13 protein-coding genes and 5 tRNA genes are annotated in these 21,033 nt (G+C 57.3%); 15 read left to right on the plus strand and 3 right to left on the minus strand.

Features of this window, described 5'->3' with window-relative positions; all coding sequences use genetic code 11:
* Window positions 1-86 precede the first annotated feature (86 nt).
* Window positions 87-1,385 carry a glutamate-1-semialdehyde 2,1-aminomutase gene (hemL, locus tag THTE_RS13765; RefSeq protein WP_095415971.1) on the plus strand — a complete coding sequence of 433 codons (1,299 nt, stop codon included), beginning with the start codon at window positions 87-89 and terminating at the stop codon, window positions 1,383-1,385.
* Window positions 1,386-1,423: 38 nt separating this feature from the next.
* On the opposite strand, the gene tsaB is transcribed toward hemL, so the two are convergent.
* Window positions 1,424-2,122: a tRNA (adenosine(37)-N6)-threonylcarbamoyltransferase complex dimerization subunit type 1 TsaB gene (gene tsaB, locus THTE_RS13770; protein WP_157732111.1), complete on the minus strand. Its 699-nt coding sequence runs from the start codon at window positions 2,120-2,122 to the stop codon at window positions 1,424-1,426.
* 340 nt (window positions 2,123-2,462) lie between these two features.
* On the opposite strand from tsaB, the gene THTE_RS13775 reads away from it, so the two are divergent.
* The 14 genes from THTE_RS13775 to rpoC all read left to right on the plus strand — a co-directional run bounded on the left by THTE_RS13775 (window position 2,463) and on the right by rpoC (window position 17,080).
* A tRNA-Thr gene (locus THTE_RS13775) sits at window positions 2,463-2,535 on the plus strand.
* Between the two features lie 59 nt (window positions 2,536-2,594).
* Window positions 2,595-2,677 (plus strand) — tRNA-Tyr (locus THTE_RS13780).
* Window positions 2,678-2,699: 22 nt separating this feature from the next.
* Window positions 2,700-2,770 (plus strand) — tRNA-Gly (locus THTE_RS13785).
* A 38-nt stretch (window positions 2,771-2,808) separates the two neighbouring features.
* Window positions 2,809-2,881: transfer RNA gene (locus tag THTE_RS13790), tRNA-Thr, on the plus strand.
* Window positions 2,882-2,973: 92 nt separating this feature from the next.
* Window positions 2,974-4,173, plus strand: coding sequence for an elongation factor Tu (gene tuf / locus THTE_RS13795; RefSeq protein ID WP_095415973.1), 1,200 nt, complete (start codon window positions 2,974-2,976; stop codon window positions 4,171-4,173).
* 194 nt (window positions 4,174-4,367) lie between these two features.
* Window positions 4,368-4,440, plus strand: a tRNA-Trp gene (locus tag THTE_RS13800).
* A 116-nt stretch (window positions 4,441-4,556) separates the two neighbouring features.
* Window positions 4,557-5,003, plus strand: a complete 447-nt coding sequence (secE, locus tag THTE_RS13805) for a preprotein translocase subunit SecE (RefSeq protein WP_095415974.1) — start codon at window positions 4,557-4,559, stop codon at window positions 5,001-5,003.
* A 232-nt stretch (window positions 5,004-5,235) separates the two neighbouring features.
* A complete protein-coding gene (gene nusG / locus THTE_RS13810; protein ID WP_095415975.1) occupies window positions 5,236-5,952 on the plus strand; it encodes a transcription termination/antitermination protein NusG in 717 nt (238 codons plus the stop codon).
* Between the two features lie 102 nt (window positions 5,953-6,054).
* A complete protein-coding gene (gene rplK / locus THTE_RS13815) occupies window positions 6,055-6,480 on the plus strand; it encodes a 50S ribosomal protein L11 (RefSeq protein WP_095415976.1) in 426 nt (141 codons plus the stop codon).
* 185 nt (window positions 6,481-6,665) lie between these two features.
* Window positions 6,666-7,346, plus strand: a complete 681-nt coding sequence (gene rplA / locus THTE_RS13820; RefSeq protein WP_095415977.1) for a 50S ribosomal protein L1 — start codon at window positions 6,666-6,668, stop codon at window positions 7,344-7,346.
* A gap of 79 nt (window positions 7,347-7,425) precedes the next feature.
* Window positions 7,426-7,992 carry a 50S ribosomal protein L10 gene (gene rplJ, locus THTE_RS13825; protein ID WP_095415978.1) on the plus strand — a complete coding sequence of 189 codons (567 nt, stop codon included), beginning with the start codon at window positions 7,426-7,428 and terminating at the stop codon, window positions 7,990-7,992.
* Between the two features lie 117 nt (window positions 7,993-8,109).
* The gene (gene rplL, locus THTE_RS13830; RefSeq protein WP_095415979.1) at window positions 8,110-8,532 is read left to right on the plus strand and encodes a 50S ribosomal protein L7/L12; all 423 of its coding nucleotides are present in this window, start codon (window positions 8,110-8,112) and stop codon (window positions 8,530-8,532) included.
* A gap of 299 nt (window positions 8,533-8,831) precedes the next feature.
* A complete protein-coding gene (gene rpoB, locus THTE_RS13835) occupies window positions 8,832-12,551 on the plus strand; it encodes a DNA-directed RNA polymerase subunit beta (RefSeq protein WP_095415980.1) in 3,720 nt (1,239 codons plus the stop codon).
* 122 nt (window positions 12,552-12,673) lie between these two features.
* Window positions 12,674-17,080: a DNA-directed RNA polymerase subunit beta' gene (gene rpoC, locus THTE_RS13840; protein ID WP_095415981.1), complete on the plus strand. Its 4,407-nt coding sequence runs from the start codon at window positions 12,674-12,676 to the stop codon at window positions 17,078-17,080.
* Window positions 17,081-17,284: 204 nt separating this feature from the next.
* Here the strand turns inward: rpoC and cmk are convergent, their stop codons facing one another.
* Window positions 17,285-18,028: a (d)CMP kinase gene (gene cmk, locus THTE_RS13845; RefSeq protein ID WP_237260149.1), complete on the minus strand. Its 744-nt coding sequence runs from the start codon at window positions 18,026-18,028 to the stop codon at window positions 17,285-17,287.
* Complete coding sequence (locus THTE_RS13850) at window positions 18,025-20,946, minus strand: hypothetical protein (RefSeq protein ID WP_095415983.1); 2,922 nt, start codon at window positions 20,944-20,946, stop codon at window positions 18,025-18,027. The genes cmk and THTE_RS13850 overlap by 4 nt, the downstream gene beginning before the upstream one ends.
* Between the last annotated feature and the right edge of the window lie 87 nt (window positions 20,947-21,033).

Below are 21,033 nucleotides of genomic sequence, written 5' to 3' on the forward strand. Positions count from 1 at the left end.
TAAGATGAGTTTTCTCCAATCACGCAGCGAACCTGGTGCTGTCCGAGTATCCCCAGTGTCGCAAAAACAGGAGATGGAGGCGCATTATGCGATGGGAGCGTAGCCGCGTGGCTTTCGAGCGAGCGAAACGAGTCATACCGGGTGGGGTCAATAGTCCGGCGCGAGCATTCGGCGCGGTAGGGGGCCACCCGATCGTGATCGAGCGGGGAGAGGGTTGTCGCCTCTACGATATCGATGGGAATTCCTACATTGATTACGTGCTTTCCTGGGGGCCGATGATTCTTGGACACGCCCATCCGGCCGTCGTCTCTGCGCTCGAGCGTGCCATTCATCGTGGAACAAGTTTTGGAGCTCCTACCGAGTTGGAAACGCAACTCGCCGAAGTTGTCTGTCGGCTCGTGCCCTCCGTGGAAAAGGTCCGCTTTGTCAATTCCGGTACCGAGGCCACCATGAGCGCTATCCGTCTCGCGCGGGCTTACACCGGCCGGGACAAAATCGTCAAATTTGCCGGGAATTACCATGGCCACGTGGATTGCCTTCTCGTGGCGGCAGGGAGTTCCGCAGCCACGCTGGGGGTGCCCACGTCCCCAGGCGTGACGCACGCAGCTGCCAAAGATACTCTCGTTCTGCGGTACAACGACGTCGGGCAACTCGAAGACGCGTTCAACCAGCATGGCCACGAGATCGCAGCGGTGATTGTGGAGCCGGTTGCGGGAAATATGGGCTGCGTGCCCGCCGATGTTGCCTTCCTCAGGAAACTGCGGGAATTAACCACCGCGTTTGGATCGCTCCTCATTTTTGATGAAGTGATGACCGGATTTCGTGTGGCGCTGGGAGGCGCACAGAGCCTCTTGGGTATTTTGCCGGATTTAACCACGCTGGGAAAAATCATCGGCGGGGGCCTGCCTGTGGGAGCTTACGGTGGGCGGACTGAAATAATGGACCACATCCTGCCTGTCGGCAAAGTGTTCCAGGCGGGCACTCTGAGCGGCAACCCACTGGCGATGGCAGCTGGTCTGGCCACGCTTCAGGTCCTGGAACAGGAAAACCCTTATCCCGAACTGGAAAAGCGTTCTCAACAACTGGCGGACGGGCTCTTGTCTCTGGCGGCTCGGGCTGGGATTCCTGTTCAAGTTCAGCGCTGTGGATCGATGCTCACCTTGTTTTTCAATTCGCAGCCGGTCCGCGATTGGGATACGGCCTCACAATGTGACGTGAAACAGTTCGCTCAATTCTTTTGGGCGATGCTTGAAAGAGGAGTTTATCTCCCGTGCAGCCAGTACGAGGCATGGTTCCTCTCCACAGTGCACTCGGAGAGGGAGATAGACCAGACACTCGAAGCAGCGGAGGCGGCGTTCGGGCAATTGCGAACACGTGATTCCTAGCCGCATAGCCTGCCGACGAGCCACCCCGAAACATTATCTCATGGATTTGCCAATCGGGGCGAGGTTCGCTTTTCCTCAGCGTAACTCGGCCGATAGTAGATGGGCTTGAGTGTCCACACATCTCCGCGCTCTCCGGCCGAGTACCGCTGATAGGCCAATTGGGCAACGCTGGCAGCCGTAGGATCCCAAAGTTCTGGCTGGGCTACTGTGACCGCGGGATTAACACTTTGTGCGAACCGATGGAGACCAGGGCCGGTTACGGCGACAGAGCCCCTCTGGAGCAACGCTTCAAGCCACTCCCGGAGATCGACAACCCCTGGGTCTTCCCAAAGCATCCAGCCGCGGTCGTCGGTCCACGTGTAAGCTCGGGCAACGATCTGACCTCGCTGCGCATCGCCGATCACGGCGAGATATTCTGCGATTCTCGGCGTCTGCCAAGCTAAGACGTCAAAAGTATTCAGGCCAAGAACTTCCGCACCGACGGCGTAAGCAAAAGTTTTGGCCGTGACCACCCCAATCCGAACGCTTGTGAATTGGCCCGGACCGACGGTGACGCTCACCAGATCGACGTCCTTGGGGCTCCAATCCACCATTTGCAGAAGATCGCGAAGGGTGGGTGCCAGACTCGCCGCCGCCCGGGGGAATTCCGGAAGGCGAAGTTCACCCAAGATGGTCTGGTCACTGGCAACTGCCACGCTGCCGGGGACAGCGGTTGTCTCGATCGCAAGGATGTTCACTGGTTGGGGCCCTCGCGTGATCCACGTTGAAAGCGAATGAAGAACCGACTATTCCCGGGCGTTTTTCTACGACCCGGTCCGGCGAGGTGGTATCCTCATCATGAACCTGCTGCCCCCGCCTCGGTTCCACATAAAATGAGCACTTAGCGGAATGTTTGGCCGTTGCATTAAGGTTGTTTTAATGCAATAGAACCGAGGCGCAACGGCGAAGCACTGTTACTGCCGATCAAGGTAGGTCGTATAATACCGATTGGAAGAATCCCTATCAACCCGGCGGGGGACACCTTGCATTGCCTCCACGGGGCGGTATATTTATCGTTTACATTTCCCTTCGCCGAACGCTAGCGTAGCTCAATCGGCAGAGCGGCTGACTTGTAATCAGCAGGTTGTGGGTTCGAGTCCCACCGTTAGCTTTGCGGGCGAAGGGCGGCCGAACGGCGATAGACACTTGGCCCGCGTGTCATCAAGAGTTGGGGGGTTTCCCGAGTGGTCAAAGGGGTCAGACTGTAAATCTGATGGCTTACGCCTTCGCAGGTTCGAATCCTGCACCCCCCATTGTGGCAAACGAAAGCCACTCGCGGGTGTAGCTCAACGGTAGAGCAGTAGCCTTCCAAGCTATTGACGGGGGTTCGACTCCCCTCACCCGCTCTGGCCCTGGGTGGCGACTTTCGGTGGCGAAGGCCGATGCTGCTGTAGCTCAGCCGGTAGAGCGCGTCCTTGGTAAGGACGAGGTCGTGGGTTCAAGTCCCATCAGCAGCTTATTGTGTTTCCGAGCCGGCCGGTTGAGTGGATTGTGTGATCAGGTAACTTAAGTTCGAGGTTCCAGACCAGAGAACGGAGATTGATCGAGAATGGCTAAGGATGTATTTGTTCGGACGAAGCCCCACGTCAACGTAGGGACGATCGGTCACATTGACCATGGCAAGACCACGCTGACCGGTGCGATTTTGGCGGTGCAATCCCGGAAGGGACTTGCCAAGTTCAAGAGCTATGCAGAGATCGCCAAGGGTGGTACGGTCCGTGACGCCACAAAGACGGTCACCATTCACGTGGCCCACGTGGAATATGAAACCGAAAAGCGGCACTATGCTCATATCGACTGCCCGGGCCACGCAGACTTCATCAAGAACATGATCACCGGCGCGGCTCAAATGGACGGTGCCATCTTGGTGGTCTCGGCGGCAGACGGTCCGATGCCGCAAACCAGGGAACACGTGCTGCTGGCACGCCAGGTGAACGTCCCGGCGATGGTGGTGTTCCTCAACAAGATCGACCTGGTCGACGACCCGGAACTGCTCGACCTGGTGGAAATGGAGCTGCGGGAATTGCTGAAGAAGTACGACTTCCCGGGCGACGAGGTGCCCATTATCAGGGGGAATGCTCTGGCCGCCTATCAGCGTCCTGACGATCCTGAGGCGACCAAGTGCATTCAGGAGCTCCTCGATGCCATTGACTCGTACATCCCCGAGCCTGTGCGGCCGATCGACAAGCCGTTCCTGATGGCGGTCGAGGACGTGTTCTCGATCGAAGGACGTGGTACGGTCGCCACTGGTCGTATCGAGCAGGGCACGATTCGTCCCGGCGACGAGGTCGAGATCGTGGGCTTCTCGCGAGAACCGCGGAAGACGGTTGTCACGAGCATCGAAATGTTTAACAAGACGCTGGACGAAGGCCGGGCTGGCGACAACGTCGGATGTCTGCTCCGTGGTATTAAGAAAGACGAAGTCGAGCGCGGCCAGGTTTTGGCGAAGCCGGGAAGCATCACGCCGCACACGAAGTTCGAGGCGGAGGTTTATATCCTGTCAAAGGATGAAGGTGGACGTCATACCCCGATTATGAGCGGTTATCGGCCGCAGTTTTATTTCCGGACGACAGACGTGACCGGCGAGATTCAGCTTTTGGGTGGTGCAGAAATGGTTTTGCCGGGCGAGAATGTCAAGCTTCAAGTGGAGCTGATTTCGCCTGTGGCCATGCAGGAGAATCTCCGCTTCGCGATCCGCGAGGGTGGTCGCACGGTTGGGTCTGGAGTGGTCACGAAGATCCTCGAGTAATTAACGTCTGCTGTGCGGAGGGTCATCGCAGAAGCAGTTTGAAGGGCACGCGACGGATTCTGACTGGAGGAAATGAACCAGCCAGTCTGGTTCAGAGCTGTGGCCTTCAGAAGCCGATGGGCTTGATCCCAGATCGAAAGGCGGATAAGCTTATATAGGTTCAAAAAGCCGCGACGCGTCGGAGTGCGCGCGGTAGGGGTGTAGCTCAATTGGTAGAGCACCGGTCTCCAAAACCGGCGGTTGGGAGTTCGAGTCTCTCCGCCCCTGCTTTTGGGGAAGCAATCCCGAGGTATTTCGTGGGCTGGCGCCAAGATGGGTTGGCTTCTCGCAGGACGCCGACCCGGGTGGTAAAGGAAGGTCTCTAGCCAAGACGGCGGCCGTTCATGCTCCAAGCCGCAAGCAAGCGAAAAACGACGGTTCTCGGCATTATCGTTTCGGAACTGTTCAGGACGGGTTTGTACAAGCGTACCCAGGGGCGGGTGGTCCGCCAGGCCACGTTTGGGGCGATTGTGGCGATGGCCATTTTCGCGGCCTGGAGGCTCGAAGGAACCCTGGGGTCCTGGGGATTCGATACCGGGGTCAGACTTGGTGTGCCCATCCTTTTCGTGGCTGCCATCGGGTGGTTCGCCTATCGACTGATGAACGTGCCGGTGGTGGCTGATTTTTTGATCGCCGTAGAGGCCGAGATGCGGAAGGTGACCTGGCCGACGAAGAATGAACTCATCAGGAGTTGCGTCGTCGTGCTGGTCACGATGTTTTCCTTGGCCATTTGTTTGACTGTGTACGACTTTGTGTGGGCCACATTTCTCCGTTGGCTGGGCGTTCTTTGAGTTGAGAAAGGGTGGCCTTTCTGGACGCTTTTTAAATGCCAATGTGCTTTCTAAGCGGGGTGCCCCTGGCGAGCATTTTTGGGAACATATATAGTAGAGTTTTCCGCCCATTGATGGCGTAGCCAACTCGCGGTGATTCATGTTTGCGGATGAGGTCCCCCTAGAAGAGAACGCGATCCCTAAGGAATCCAGTTCGGCTGAAGCCAACTGGAGGCCGGATGGGGTATCGCCTATGAAGACCGCCTCCGAAGAGGCGCCGCAATCCGCTGAACAGCCGGGCGGGACCGAAGATCGGTCAGCAGAAATTCACGAGGCCGGTCAAGCATCATCGAAGAAGACTCGGCGGCGGGGTAATCGCGAGAACGGGACCGGCCCCACAGCGGATGCGGAAGGGGAATCCCAAAAAAGCTCGCGGATGGCCTGGTACATTGTCAAAGTCCAAACCAATCGCGAGGACTCTGCCTGCGAGGCTCTCAAGCGGCGGATCAAAGTGGCGGGCCTCGACCGGTATTTCGGTCAAATCATTGTCCCGGTCGAGCGGATCACAGAAGTTAAGGGCGGAAAAAAACGCGTGGTGCGGCGAAAGCTGTACCCTGGCTATATCGTCGTGCAAATGGAGTTGACCGACGACACCTGGTTTCTCGTGCGGGAAACTCCGGGTATTGGCGACTTCACAGGAGCGATCGGTCGCCCCACTCCCTTGCTGCCGCATGAAGTAAATCGGATTTTGGCCAAGCTCGCAGAAGAAAAGGCCGAGGACGCACCTAAGTTGAAGATTGGTTGCCGAGTGGGCGATCGAGTAAAGATCAACGAAGGACATTTTGCGAATTTTGAGGGGGAAGTGTCGGCGGTGGATGAGGCCAATGGGCGTGTGACCGTGATGATCAACATTTTTGGAAGAAGCACGCCCGTGGAGCTTGAGTATTGGCAGGTAGAGCCAGCAGCGTAAGATTGCCCGCCTCGGGGAGTCAACAGATTTCTCCGGTTTTTGCCAAGCAAATCCTGATTTGCGATCAATTCGCCTAATATTGTCGGCTAGGGTGGTACCGGAATGGCAAAGCAGTTGGTTGGTACAGTTCGGTTTTGTGTACCCGGTGGTCAGGCAACGCCTGCGCCGCCTGTCGGTACATCGTTGGGACGGTTTGGAATCAACCTTGGTCAGTTTGTTCAGCAATTTAATGAGCGGACGCGCCAGTATCTTGGATTACGAATTCCTGTGGTGGTGCGGGTATACAATGATCGCTCTTTCGAAATGGAGACGCACACTCCGTTTGCGTCCGACCTCTTGAAACAAGCCGCTGGGATTGCCAAAGGTTCGGGAAACACTCCGAAGGAGAAGGTGGGGAAGGTTACCCGGGCTCAGATTGCTGAGATCGCAAAAGTGAAAATGGCTGATCTGAGCGCCCGGGATTTGGAGCACGCTTGCCGGATTATCGAAGGAACAGCCCGCAGTATGGGGCTGGACGTTGTGGACTGAGACGAGTCCGTCTACGGCGCAGCGTAGTGGTTAGGGACAGTCGAAGCGAAGAAATAACGGTGAGCCAGATTTCGGCGAACATTCGGTTAAGCCTTTAGATTCTGAATGCCAGCGCACCGCTCCATCGATCCTGGGATGCCCAGCGGTCAGAAGCAGGGGCGGGAGAGCTCGAAAGGGTTCGCAACATGGCGAAGCGGTCCAAGAGATATCGTGCACTTGCACAAAAGGTACCGGGGAAAACCCCGCTACCTTTGGAAGAGGCGGTTAAACTTTTGAAGAGTTTTAACAATACCAAGTTCGACCAGACTGTGGAGGTCGCCATCCGAACCGGGATCGATGCCCGACAGGCTGACCAGAACATCCGTGGGTCGGTGGTTCTGCCGCACGGTTTGGGTAAGCCGGTGCGGGTGATTGTGTTCGCAAAGGGCGATCAGGCTGACGCGGCCCGCGCAGCCGGTGCTGACGAAGTGGGGGGAGCGGATCTGGCTGAGAAGATTAAAAATGGATGGCTGGATTTCGACGTGTGTATCGCAGCGCCAGACATGATGGGGATTGTGGGGCCTCTGGGAAAAATTCTGGGACCGCGCGGATTGATGCCCTCACCCCGAGCTGGGACTGTCACGCCGGACGTCGGTCGTGCTGTCCGCGAGTATAAGGCCGGAAAAGTTGAGTTTCGCAATGACAGCAGCGGAAACATCCACGCACCGGTGGGCAAGCTCAGCTTTGACGAGCAAAAACTTGTCGAAAATATTCGAACGTTCGTTGAGCATATTCAAGGGATGCGGCCTGCCAGCGTGAAGGGGCAGTTTATCAAAGGAGTGACTATTTCCGCCACAATGTCTCCGGGTATTCGGGTAGCGGTTTAAGCGAGTGTCGGTGGCGGGTTTTCATCCGTTCGTCTGGCGTACAGCGTAAGAAACAGGACTTGGTGAGTTCACTGAAGCAATGAGCAAGTACGTTAAACAGTTGATAACCGAACATTACCGGCGGCGGCTCCAAGGAGTCGATTCGGCCGTGCTGGTGAATGTTATCGGTTTGGACGCTAACAGGACCCGGCGTCTGCGTAAAGAGCTGGCCGAGAGAAACATTCACCTGATGGTGGTGAAGAATACATTGGCCGCCCGGGCATTCCGCGGCACACCATTGGAGAGAGCGTTTGAGAATATCACGGGGCCGACGGCCATTTGTTGGGGTGGTGAAGACATCGTGAGCCTCACAAAGGAGGTCGTGAGGTTTGCGAAGGACGAGAATTTTGCCCCTTTCTCAACCAAAGGGGGTGTGTTAGAAGGAGAGCCCCTGACTCCCCAGCAAGTGGAGGAGATCAGTAAATGGCCGTCGCGGCAGGAGCTGCTTGCCCAGCTGGCGGCTCGGCTCATGGGACCGGCCTCAACTTTGATGAGCGCTCTGGCAGGACCGGGATCGACTTTGGCTGGGCAGTTGAAGCAACTGGCGGAGGGCGAAAAAACCGGTGCGGAAGGCGAGTCTGGGGCCAGTGGGGCTGGCTCGTCGTGAGGTTTCAAGCCCGACGGCGTTTGAATTTCCGGGTGAACTGGCTTGGAAAAACGTGACTCAGGTTTCGTATCAGCGAAATAACGGGTTCGAGTGATTGGACAAGGATTGGAGTGACCGATGGCAACCGACGCACCTGTACGTGAATTCAGCCAAAAGATTAAGGAATTGGGTGACGCGATTGTAGCGCTGCCCTTGAAGGAAGTGAAAGAATTGAACGATTACCTGGAAATCGTTCACGGAATCAAGCCAGCGGCCGGCGGAGTTATGGTGGCTGCGGCGCCGGGTGGTGCTGGTGCAGCAGGCGCTGCCCCTGCCGCCCAGGAGAAGACCGAATTTGATGTGATCCTCGAGAGCTTCGGCGCAAACAAGCTTAAGGTGATCACGGCAGTGCGGTCACTTCTGCCGGGAATCAGCCTGGCGGATGCCAAAAAGCTCGTGGAAAGCGCTCCTTCGAAAGTCAAGGAGGGAGTCAGCAAGGAGGAAGCGGAGAAGATTAAACAGGCCCTGGAAAAGGAGGGTGCTACTGTCTCCATCAAGTGAGGCTGTTCGGCTTTGTTCCTGTCGACCGGCGCTGCGCCGGGTGATGCGCGATGGCATTGCGTGAACGGGTGGGTGGCGGTGAGTGCGTCCAATTGGGGGGTGTGGCTTCGGAGAGGCGGAGTGGTTGTCCGCACGGTTTTCCCGGAAATGTCTCGTGGAAGCTCCATGCTCGTAACGAGTCTGGGCCGGGTGAGGGTTGCGCGCGCTGTTCTGTGACCAGACCGCTGCTCGGTGCCAGCTCGTTTATTGTTTTCTTGACGTCCCGGTGATTGGGTTTCACTCTGGAGGGTTCAACGGCAATGGCAGTTCCGGCCCAACGTCGCCTTGAAGTGAAAGAAGTCCGTCATTTTGGTAGCCGCCGATATGATTTCCCGATTCCGGACCTCACTCAAATTCAAACCAAGGCATATGAGAGGTTTCTTCAGGCCGATGTACCGTGGAATAAGCGGAAAAACGAGGGGTTGGAGGCTCTTCTCCGCGAAACGTTCCCCATTGAGAACCTCGACAAATCTCTGCGCCTGGAATATATCCGGTACGAGTTGGGCAAGCCTCGGTACACTCCGGAGGAGTGCAAACAGCTTCGTCTGACTTACGGACGGCCGTTCCGTGTCTGGTTGCGGCTGAACAAGGAGCAGCCGGTTGAGGAAGAGGTCTTCCTCGGTGAAATTCCGATTATGTTGGGCGGTGGGGAGTTCATCATCAACGGTGCTGAACGGGTCGTTGTCAGTCAGCTCCACCGCAGTCCGGGAATGGACTTCATTGAGGACAAGGAAGGTGACCGGAAGGTTTATAGCTGTCGCATCATCCCGGAACGGGGAAGCTGGATCGAGATCATCCTCACCAAGCGGGATACACTGGCTGTCCGAATCGACCAGAGCAACAAGTTCCCGGTGATGACGCTGCTTCGGGCCATGGATCCGAAGTTCAGCCAGAATTCGGATATCATTCGGGCGTTTTACGGTGATGTGATCAAGGAAGAAAAGATCGCCTCGCGGGCTTCCGCGTCAAAAATCAAGGACAAAGTTGCGGTAGAGGATATCGTCTATCCACCCGAGAGCCCGAACGCCGGTGAAATCATTGTCGAATGTGGCCAGGTCATTACGGAAAGCGCGGCCGAGCAAATATGCACCTCCGGATTGAAAAGCGTCTGGGTGATGCCCAACGATCGAAATCGCTTGATTCTCGATTCGTTGGCCGAAGACCCGACAGCCAGCCACGAAGAGGCACTGCTTCGGATTTATCAGAAGCTTCGGCCGGGGAATCCCCCGCAATTGGAGCGGGCCCGAACGCTGTTCTATGAGCGATTCCGGGATCCCAGCCGGTATCGACTGGGCCGGGTGGCACGCTTCCGAATCAACCGCAAGCTGGGGCTCAATGTCCCCGAAGATGAAATGGCCCTGCGAGCGGAAGACCTGATTGCAGCCATCAAGTATCTGGCGAGACTTCGTGCCGGAGATCCTACGGCGGAACCCGACGACATCGACCATCTCGGTAATCGCCGGGTGCGCACAATTGACGAACTGGCGTGCGAGGAGCTGCGAAAAGGCTTTTTGAAGCTCCGGCGGACGGTCTCCGACCGAATGAATTACAGCGACGTGGCCGACATGACGCCACGGAGTCTCATCAATCCGAAAAGTGTGTCCGCGGCTATCGAGTATTTCTTCGGACGCGGGGAGCTTTCTCAGGTGGTTGACCAGACCAACCCGCTGTCCATGCTGACGCATGAGCGGCGTTTGTCTGCCCTGGGGCCGGGCGGTCTGAACCGCAAGCGCGCCGGTTTCGAGGTCCGCGACGTGCACGCCTCGCACTATGGGCGAATGTGCCCCATCGAAACCCCGGAAGGTACCAACATCGGCCTGATTTCCAGTCTGGCGATTTACGCCAGCCTTGACGAATACGGATTTTTGATCACGCCGTACCAAGTTGTGAAAAATGGCGTCCTGCAGGACGAGATCCGCTGGCTCCGTGCCGATGAGGAGTTCGACAGCTATCTGGCGCCCGCAGATGCCCCCGTGAAGGATGGCAAGATTCAGGGTGACACCATCGTCGCCCGCCACCGCGGGGACTTCAAGTTGGTCCCCGTTTCGAAGATCCAGTACATGGATGTTTCCCCGGCCCAAATCGTGGGTGTTTCCGCGGGCTTGATCCCCTTCCTGGAACATGACGACGCCAACCGCGCGTTAATGGGATCCAACATGCAGCGGCAGGCTGTGCCGCTTCTGGTCACTGAGCCGCCTCTCGTCGCTACCGGATTGGAAGGAAAAGTTGCCGAAAACTCCAGTCTGGTAGTTCGGGCGAAACGCGACGGGACCGTCACCTACGTGGACGCTAACCGAATTGTGATTGATGACACAGATGTCTATTTACTGGAAAAGTTTGTGGGCCTGACAGAGAAAACCTGTCAGAATCAAAAGCCCATTGTGAGGGTGGGTGACAAGGTCAAAAAAGGGCAGATCATTGCCGACGGAGCTGCTACGTGCCAGGGTGAACTCGCCCTTGGGCGAAATGTCCTTGCTGCTTTCATGTCCTGGGAAGGGTTCAACTTTGAGGACGCAATCATCATCAGTGAGGAGCTCGTCCATAACGATGCTTACACCTCGATCCATATCGAGGAGTTCGATGCTGAGATCCGCGAAACCAAACTGGGTCGGGAAGAGTTCACCCGCGATATTCCCAACGTGAGCGAGAAGCAGCTTCGCAACCTCGATGAGAATGGAATCGTGCGAGTGGGTACACACGTCAAGCCCGGCGATATTCTGGTGGGTAAAGTAACGCCCAAGTCGAAGACCGAGTTAACACCGGAGGAGAAGCTTCTGCGGGCGATTTTCGGTCGCGCAGGTGAGGACGTGAAGAACGACTCTTTGGAGGTCCCGCCTGGAGTCGAAGGCATCGTTATCCACACCCAAAAGTTTGCACGACGCACAAGCCTCTCCGAGGCGGAGCGGGAGGAATATGATCGGGCTCTTAAGCAGGCGGAGGCCGAAGGCAATGCTCAAATTGCAGCGGCTTTCACCAAACTGATTGAGGCTTTGGAACAGGCTCTCGGGCAGCGGATCACCGATGATGATGGTGTGCCGCTTTTGGAAGGCAAAGAGCATCGTTACATTGCGGAACAGGCACAGCGATTCCAGCTTGACCGCTTGGAAATCCGCAGCGCGCAGAAGCGTGCAAAAGCTGAAAAAATTTATGCGGAATTGTGGCCAGCGGTGGAGGCGGCGATCGATGCTCGGGATCGCAAGGTCAACTCTCTTAAGCGTGGCGATGAGCTCAAGAGCGGTGTGCTTCAAATGGTCAAGGTGTACATCGCCACGAAGCGCCACATTTCCGTGGGCGACAAGATGGCCGGTCGCCATGGGAACAAGGGGGTTATTGCGAAGATCCTCCCCAAAGAAGACATGCCCTTCTTGGCCGATGGAACCCCGGTTCAGATCCTCCTCAATCCGCTTGGCGTGCCCAGCCGTATGAATGTCGGTCAGATCTTGGAGACCCACCTCGGTTGGGCGGGAGCCAAGTTGGGGTTCCGCGCAATAACTCCGGTCTTCGATGGCGCGAACGAAGATCAGATTCGCGAGTGTCTGAAAGAGGCCGGTTTGCCCGAAAACGGAAAAGTGACACTTTACGACGGGCGAACGGGAGAGCCCTTCGAGCAGAAGGTAACGGTGGGCTACATCTACATGATGAAGCTGCACCACTTGGTGGACGACAAGATCCACGCTCGGGCGACCGGGCCCTACTCCCTTATCACGCAACAGCCTTTGGGCGGAAAGGCTCGCTTCGGTGGGCAGCGCTTTGGAGAGATGGAAGTTTGGGCCTTGGAAGCCTATGGGTCGGCCTACATCCTCCAGGAACTGCTCACCGTCAAAAGCGACGATGTGGAAGGGCGGACGAAGATCTACGAGGCCATGGTCAAGGGAGAGAACACCCTGGAAGCGGGAACACCGGCCAGCTTCGATGTGCTGGTCAACGAGATTCGTGGCTTGGCACTCAATATGCAATTGGAGAAGGGGCCGTCGCTGTGAGGAACTCGAGATGGAAAGGAGGAACTTGCTTGGGGTATTGGCTCAAGGGGCGCAAAAAACAGGTGGCTTTACGGGTTGAGGGTCGGTAGTCCATCTGTGCGGCAAAATAAGGAGTGTGAGCGGTGAGTTACGCCGAAACAACCTACGAACGAGTTAATGACTACGTGGCGGTCAAAATCAGCCTTGCCCGTCCCCACGATATCCGAAGCTGGTCTTTTGGCGAAGTGAAAAAGCCGGAGACCATCAACTACAGGACATACAAGCCGGAACGCGATGGGCTATTCTGCGAGCGCATTTTCGGTCCGGAAAAAGACTGGGAATGTAGCTGCGGTAAATATCGCGGCATGAAATATAAGGGCATGGTCTGCGACCGCTGCGGTGTCAAAATCACTCACAGCCGGGTGCGTCGCAAGCGGATGGGGCACATCGAGCTGGCCAGCCCGGTCGTGCATATCTGGTTCTTTAAGGCGCCGCCGAGCCGGCTCGGTACGCTCCTCAACATGAAGGGAACGAGCCTGGAGAAGATCATTTACTACCAGGATTACGTGGTCATCGACCCCGGCGATACGCCGCTTCAAAAGTACCAACTGCTGACCGATGAGGAATATCGCCAGGCCCGGGCTGAGTACGGGGAAGGGAGTTTCCACGCGGATATGGGGGCGGAGGCGATCCGCAAGCTCTTGATGGACCTGGACCTGGTTCAGTTGTCCCGGGAGTTGCGGGCGGAACTGGCGCAGACCACGTCCAAACAGAAGCAGAAGGAGTTGATCAACCGGCTCAAACTGGTGGAGGCCATCCGCGACAGCGAAAATCGCCCGGAGTGGATGGTGTTGGATGTCATTCCGGTTATTCCGCCTGACCTGCGCCCGCTGGTGCTTCTGGAGTCCGGTAACTTCGCCACCAGTGATCTGAACGATCTTTATCGGCGGATTATCAACCGAAATAACCGTCTGAAAAAGCTGGTGGATCTCAATGCCCCTGAGGTCATCATCAAAAACGAAAAGCGCATGCTCCAGCAGGCGGTGGATGCGCTTTTCGACAACAGCCGGTGCAAACGACCGGTGCTCGGTTCGAGCAATCGGCCTCTCAAGTCTCTGACCGACATGATCAAGGGTAAGCAGGGGCGTTTCCGGGAAAACCTCCTCGGTAAGCGTGTGGACTACTCCGCACGGAGCGTGATCGTGGTTGGCCCCACATTGAGGTTGCATCAGTGCGGGTTGCCCAAGCGGATCGCCCTGGAGCTTTATCAGCCCTTCATCATTCGCCGGCTGCGCGAGTTGCAGCATGCCGATACGATCAAAAGCGCCAAGAAGATGATCGAGCGGCGGGATGAGGAGGTGTGGGATATTCTGGAAGAAGTCATTCAGAACCATCCGGTGTTACTCAACCGGGCCCCCACCCTCCACCGTATGGGTATCCAGGCTTTTGAGCCGGTGCTCGTGGAAGGGAACGCGATTAAGCTTCATCCGCTCGTCTGTAAGGGATACAACGCAGACTTCGACGGCGACCAGATGGCGGTGCACCTCCCGCTGTCCGTTGAGGCCATTGTGGAGGCTCACACCCTGCTGATGTCTTTCCACAACATTTTCAGCCCGGCTCATGGTAAGCCCATCATCAGCCCGTCGCAGGACGTGGTGATGGGATGGTACTACCTGACTCTGGATACCATCCCCGATCGCAAGGGCGACGACATGGTGTTCTCCTCGCTGGACGAGGTGGAGCTGGCGTACAGCTTGGGCAAGGTGGATACCCATGCCCGTATTCGTGTCCGGCTTCCTCAGGACATGCGGGTCAAAGGACGTTACGACCTGCCGCCAGGATCGATCATTCAGACCACCGTGGGGCGGGTCATTTTCAATCGTATCCTGCCCAAGGGAATGGATTTCTATAACGAAGTGATGACCTCGAAGAAGCTGTCAGAGGTCATCTCGGACTGCTACGAGCTTCTGGGCCGACCCGCCACGATCGACCTGCTCGACACGATGAACCGGCAGGGATTCTACTGGGCAACCCGCAGCGGCTTGAGCTTTGCGACCGACGACCTCCTCATGCCACCCAACAAGAAGAAAGTGATTGAGGAGGCGGAAAAGGAAGTCATCAAGGCCGATAAGGGTTACCAGCTCGGCGCGATGACGGAGAACGAAAGAAAGAATAAGATTCTGGACGCCTGGACGGTGGCCCGGGAAACAATCACACGCGAACTGGAAAAGCTGCTGGAGAGCGACCGGCGCTACCCGGGCTACGTGAATCCGATCTACCTGATGGCCAAGTCGGGTGCCCGGGGAAATATCGAGCAGGTCCGTCAGCTTGCAGGGATGCGGGGTTTGATGACCAAGCCGTCCGGGGAAATTATCGAAACGCCCATTAAGGCGAATTTCCGCGAAGGGCTGTCGGTATTCGAGTATTTCAGCTCGACCCACGGTGCCCGAAAAGGTTTGGCAGACACGGCCCTCAAGACGGCGGATGCGGGTTATCTGACCCGTAAGCTCGCGGATGTCGCGCAGAATGTCGTGGTGACGATGTACGACTGCGGCACGACTCAGGGCGTCACCAAGAGCGTGATCCACCGCGGTGAAAAGGTCGAAAAAGGGCTTGCGGAATCAATTAAAGGCCGTGTCAGCCGTCACAATATTGTCAACCCGATCACCGACGAGGTGATTGTCCGTGAAAACGAGCTCATCACCTCCGAGATTGCCCGCAAAATCGAGGAACTGGGGTTGACAAAGATCCAGGTCCGCAGCCCCATGACGTGCGAAGCACCGCTGGGCGTCTGCGCCCTGTGCTACGGCATGGACCTCTCCACAGGCCGGTTGGTGGAAGAGGGGCTCGCGGTCGGGATCATCGCGGCGCAAAGCATCGGCGAGCCGGGGACGCAGCTCACGATGCGGACGTTCCACATCGGTGGGACGGCGGCCCGCGCCCTGGAGGAAGACTCCGTCAAAGCCACCCGCGAAGGATATGTCCGTCTGGTTCGGGTCAACGTTGTGACCAACCCGGAGGGCATGGACGTCATCGTCTCGCCCAGTGGGCAGGTCATCATCGAGGATGAAAAACACCGGGAACTGGAAAAGTTCGATGTGCCAAAGGGCGCATTCCTCCTGGTGAAAGAAGGCGAAAAGGTTACGCCGGGCCAAATAATCTGTCGCTGGGAACGGCACAGCATTCCGGTGATCGCCGAGCGTGGTGGCCGGGTTCGGTTTGAAGACCTCATCGAGAACGAGACCCTCCGCATTGAGCACGATCCGACGACGGGCGCGGAACGTCTCTTCGTTCTGGAGTACCGCGGTGATTACCAGCCTCAGATCGTGATCGAAGATCCGGAAACCGGCAAGATTGTTGAATATCAGTACTTGCCGGAAAAGGCGCAGATCCTTGTGCGAGAAGGGGATATCGTTCAGCCGGGTACGTTGCTAGCGAAGCAACCCCGCGACGTCATCCGTACCCAGGACATCACCGGTGGTCTGCCCCGCGTGACGGAGATCTTTGAGGCCCGCCGGCCGAAAGATCCGGCCGTCATTGCCGAAATCAGTGGGTATGTGGAAATCCTTGGAGAAAAGCGAAAAGGCGGACGGCGCACCATCGTCATCCGCAGCGAGAGTGGAATCGAGCGTGAGCACCTGGTGGGGCCTGGAAAGCACCTTCGCGTCCACACCGGTGACTATGTGCAGGCGGGTTACAGCCTGGTGGAAGGTCCCCTCGATCCTCACGAGATCCTGCGAATCTCCGGCGAGGAAGAACTGCAGCGTTACCTCGTGCAAGAGATTCAGAGCGTCTACCGCCAGCAACAGGTGGACATCAACGACAAACACATCGAAATCATCGTCGCTCAGATGCTCCGCAAGGTGAAAGTCATGGAAGGTGGTGACACCGGGTTGCTGGAGGGAACGCTGATCGACAAGTTCGAATTTCGGCGTCGTAACGCGGAACTCGCCAAGTGCGTGAAGATCGTCGATCCCGGCGATACGAATTATCACGAGGGTGAAATCGTACCGCGCGAGGTGTTCGAACAGCAAAACGCGCAGGTGGAGAGCCGGGGTGGCCGGCCCGCCAAGGCCGTGGCGCCCACGCTTGCGCGGGCCTCAGTCCAGTTGCTCGGTATCACCCGCGCCGCGGTGCAAAGTGATAGCTTCATTTCGGCGGCAAGCTTCCAGGAAACGACGCGGGTGCTCACCGAGGCGGCGCTTGCCAGTAAAGTTGACCGGCTTGTCGGGCTGAAGGAGAACGTCATTCTGGGCCGTTTGATCCCGGCTGGCACGGGCTTCCGGAAGTATCAGGAGGCTGAAGTGCGTCTGCGGCCGGAGGCCCTCGAGAAGCTGGCTGCCCGTGCCACGACACCGAGCACCCACCGGTATGCACTCCTGGAGGATATTCCACCGGCAGGCTCTCAACCGGTGGAGTCTGCGACGCAGGGCAATGGCGGAATGCAGGACAATCGGGTGCAGATCTCGTCCTCCAGCGAGAATGCCTCCGGACAGGGTGACGCCGTTTCGCAGTCACCAACAGGCCAGGGCGATGCACCCGCCAACTGAGTGAAACGGATTCCTTTGCCGCATGAGATCGAGGCCCGTGCTCAATTCCGAGCACGGGCTTTTGTTCGTACTACCCCGTGTTCCGCCTTAAGGGCATTATCGTGTGCCCGAATGACTTTCTCGGTCTCTCGACACACCGTGCGAAAAGCCTTAGAGGGCCAATCCGCGGAACGACCGACACGCTAATTGGGGCTTTTCCTTCAATCACTCACCGAGGCTGTTTGTGCCGACGTGACTCCGGACGTGCTTCAGAAGGACATCCACGACCTGGTCCACAGATAGGCCGTCAGTCTGGATTTCAATGGCATCGGGAGCTTTTTTGAGAGCACCGAAAGGACGCCGCGAATCCTGCTCATCCCGTTGCAGGAGTTCTTCCAAAACTTTCTCGTAAGCAATGTCAATTCCTTTCTCTTTGAAATCCCGCCAGCGCCGCCGGGCCCGTTCCTCCGGCGATGCAACGAGAAAAAACTTGACACGTGCATCCGGAAAAACGAGTGTCCCTTGATCACGGCCTTCGGTGACGAGGGACTCACGAGCAGCAATGGCCCGCTGCTGAGCGATGAGAAACTCGCGAACGAGCGGAACGTCAGCCGCGCGAGCGGTTTCTCGAGTGATCTCGGGCGAACGGATCAAATCCGACACATCTTCCCCATTGAGAAAGATGCGATCCTGTTCTACGTGAAGTTCAAGGGATTGGAGCAAACGACGGACTTGCTCATTATCATGCCAGTTCACGCCCTGTCGGTGACCGGCCAGCGCCACTGCCCTGTACATGGCGCCGGTGTCCAGGTAGCGGATACCAAGCCTTTCGGCCAGCTTTTTGGCCACCGTACTCTTTCCCGCGCCAGCCGGGCCGTCAATGGTGACCACAAGCGGTCCCGATAGTTCATGGGTGCCACTGCCAGAGTGAGAAGGTGACGGTTCCATGTCTACTTGCTCTCTTGTCATCCCATCACGTTGTCCCGGTTTTGCGAACCCGCCTGTTCACCGCGACCCGTCTGAAACCGCAACTCGATCTCCACAGTCTGGAAGCGTCCTATTTGAATACGGGCCGAATCGCCGTCCAATGCCAGCGGCTCGATCACTTCCCCCGAACCGTCAATACGGTGAGCAGCCGACAAAGAGCGGCAGGTCTGAATGGTCACAGGACCGGCACGTCCTTCTGTTTCGGTCAACGCAAGTCGCAGACCGGCCAGGTGGTGACTTTCAACAACGGGCTGGAGCGAAGACACCACGACATTCCGCACATCCAACGTGAGAAACCAAGCCGACTGCGGGCTACACGGCGGCGTCGCCTGACATAACAGGATCGGTGGTTGCAAAAGTTGGAGCGCGGCATGCAGAGGATAACGGATGTCCACGCCGACTCCCAGCGTGAAATCCCTTGCTTCCTCTCCTCGCACAATTAAAAGCGTGTCGAGCTTTCGCGGGCCGACCATCCGGTGGTAGGGCAGTCCGGGGCAAAGGAGCGTGAGCGTGTGATGACTCCCCGCCACCTGATTGAAATAGAGGCTTTCAAACCGCTCACGCTCTGTTTCGGTTCGGCACCATCCGAGTGAGCGTGAAAGCGTGGCCGTTTCGTCATTCCAGGCAAAGCGGCAGGCGTAGTAAGAGGCCCAGGGGTTCGAATCCGGAATTCGCCGCGGTTCGAGCTGAATCCGGATTCGAAAGAACGGTAAATGGACCGGGGCACTAACTATCTGGCTGAACCGGGCAATGGTTTCCCCCTGTCGATCGACCAGACGACCCTCACTTTGGATGGCCGGTTCTTCCGGGGATAGCGTCACGTGACGGATGCTCTCGGCGATCATGCGCGAATATTCGGCTTCCGGATCCTGCGTGTCCTCGTCAAGGATCGACGCTCCCAGCCGCATGCCCAGTCGCTGGGCAAGAAGATTGCGTCCGTAGGGAAGGGGGTAAATGCCCTGGATGCCGCCGGTCAGCTTATCCACCACCAGACGGGCTGTTTCGTTCTCAATGGCCCACTCTTCTTCCGGAGCTTTTTCGCTCGCTTTCCCGAACAAGCGACTCCACCAGGATTCACGCCGTTGTGATTGCCTGGCTACCTCAGATCCGGCCGCACTGGAGGCCCAGGCGTAACCATAGGATGGCACCACGCAGGTCGCCGGCTTGACCTGCTGGTCGGGCGAATTGTTTTCTCGTTTCTCGGCGGTTTGTGGGCGGACATATCCCCGAGCCGAAACGCAAGAGAGATTAAGCCAGAGCACCCCAGTTTCTGTGGATGCAGCCGGCGATCGCGGCAGAAGCGAGGTCAAGGAGTCACACGCGCTGCGCATCAGCGTGTCGAAGCGATCAGGCCATTGTGGATCGAAAGTTGATTCCCTCTCGTTGATCACAGCATCCGCGTTTCTCCACGCGAGTTCGGCAACCTCGCAAAGTTTTTGAGAAAGTTCGTCCCACAGACCGGTAATCAGACCGCGAATGACGGCCAGCGCAACCAGCGCGTCTGCCTCCGCACATCGACGGACATAATGAGTCCATTTGGAAATCGGCCAGGAGGACGACGCCGCCACATCCTGGGCGAGGTACGCGGGCCGATATTCATCCGCCTTGTGAAAAACACGGGCACCGACGTATTGAGTGTTGCGGAAGTATTCCGTAATGGGTGTAAAACGGCCCAGCACTGGAGAATACTGGGCGACGCGCTTCAGCACGGAATACCATGGCGAAACCTGGCACGGCCAGTGTGCGAAGATAAGGGCCGCCGCATGGTCCAGATCGAGCATCCGCCCGATCGTTTCGCCCAATTTCAAGAACGTTGCAGGACGCGAGGCGTCTACCGGTACCCGTCCCACGCTGTCGATATCGCTCTCATCAATTCCTTCCCATCGTAACTTGCTCTGATTCCCCACCGGGAACTTGCCGTCGTCCAGGGCGAAGTGAAAAGCGCCTTCAAAACGAAAGTGGGAAAGAATTCCCGGCAACAGGGCCGTCAGGCCGAATCGGCGTTTGCCATAGATGGGTGGACGTGTTCCCAGGATTTCATTCCACGTGTTCAGACCCTGGCGGAAAGATCGCAGCAGAGCCGGTTGGGGAAGGATCGCACTGAGGGATTCATCTTCTTCTCCTCCCAGTGTCACGACATGTCCCTCGGCAAGAACCGACTTGAGTACTGCCAGCGACTCCGGCTCGCGCTCGGCCATGGATTTGAGCAGATGGCCGGTTGTGAGCAGATTAACGCGGTCAAAGCTTTCTAGTTCCCGGCGCAGCCCGGCGCCAAGCGTCGTTTCCGCTGTCAAAGTGAGGTCGATGAGATACGCCTGAACCGGATAAAAATACTCGCGCGATTCGGTGAGCAGATCGAATCCCCGTTGAAGCTGTTGGCGAGCCTCATCCGCCTTGCCTACCAGGGCCGCGGCTGCCGCTTTGAGGACACTTTCCCGGAAACGGATTTCGTCGAGATTGCTCATGTAGCGGAGCTGACGCGTCATGAGCTCCACCTGAAGATAGGCAAAACCCAGGGCGACGAAGTCTTCCACAATATCCTTTGGAACGCCCTCCAAAAGTCCTGGCGCTGCCTGTTCGATAGCTCGCCACAGGCCGGGCAGATTCTTAAACCGCCGGATCACAGTGACCTGGTCCGCGGGCAGGTCGGCCAACCACGTGCTGGGAAGATTCTTTTCCGAACATTCGGGAATCACGATGAGAGCCTGATCAGGTGCCAGTGGCGGGTCATAGGCCCTTTCCCAGCGCGGCAGCATCTGCGTTCGATGCAGCAGCCCGGGATGGAACAGGCCACACCATCCCGCCAGAATCTCCTCTGATTCGTCGTCATTTCTGCTGAGCTGAAAATCTTCAAGACTGTAGCACGGCAAAAGGATGATGGTTTGTTCGATGTTCGGCATGATTCTTCTGCCACACGGTGAAGGGCAACGATCACCTGCTGGGAAGGACAGAATATCTCCAATATACACAAATCAGGCGGGCGGCGT

It is taken from the genome of Thermogutta terrifontis (assembly GCF_002277955.1).
GTDB lineage: Bacteria > Planctomycetota > Planctomycetia > Pirellulales > Thermoguttaceae > Thermogutta > Thermogutta terrifontis.

What these genes read in the sequence shown, in the direction of transcription:
- hemL (WP_095415971.1), top strand. Translation starts at nt 87, where the DNA reads ATGCGATGGGAGCGTAGCCGCGTGGCTTTCGAGCGAGCGAAACGAGTC.
- tuf (WP_095415973.1), top strand. Translation starts at nt 2,974, where the DNA reads ATGGCTAAGGATGTATTTGTTCGGACGAAGCCCCACGTCAACGTAGGG.
- secE (WP_095415974.1), top strand. Translation starts at nt 4,557, where the DNA reads ATGCTCCAAGCCGCAAGCAAGCGAAAAACGACGGTTCTCGGCATTATC.
- nusG (WP_095415975.1), top strand. Translation starts at nt 5,236, where the DNA reads ATGAAGACCGCCTCCGAAGAGGCGCCGCAATCCGCTGAACAGCCGGGC.
- rplK (WP_095415976.1), top strand. Translation starts at nt 6,055, where the DNA reads ATGGCAAAGCAGTTGGTTGGTACAGTTCGGTTTTGTGTACCCGGTGGT.
- rplA (WP_095415977.1), top strand. Translation starts at nt 6,666, where the DNA reads ATGGCGAAGCGGTCCAAGAGATATCGTGCACTTGCACAAAAGGTACCG.
- rplJ (WP_095415978.1), top strand. Translation starts at nt 7,426, where the DNA reads ATGAGCAAGTACGTTAAACAGTTGATAACCGAACATTACCGGCGGCGG.
- rplL (WP_095415979.1), top strand. Translation starts at nt 8,110, where the DNA reads ATGGCAACCGACGCACCTGTACGTGAATTCAGCCAAAAGATTAAGGAA.
- rpoB (WP_095415980.1), top strand. Translation starts at nt 8,832, where the DNA reads ATGGCAGTTCCGGCCCAACGTCGCCTTGAAGTGAAAGAAGTCCGTCAT.
- cmk (WP_237260149.1), bottom strand. Translation starts at nt 18,028, where the DNA reads ATGACAAGAGAGCAAGTAGACATGGAACCGTCACCTTCTCACTCTGGC.
- THTE_RS13850 (WP_095415983.1), bottom strand. Translation starts at nt 20,946, where the DNA reads ATGCCGAACATCGAACAAACCATCATCCTTTTGCCGTGCTACAGTCTT.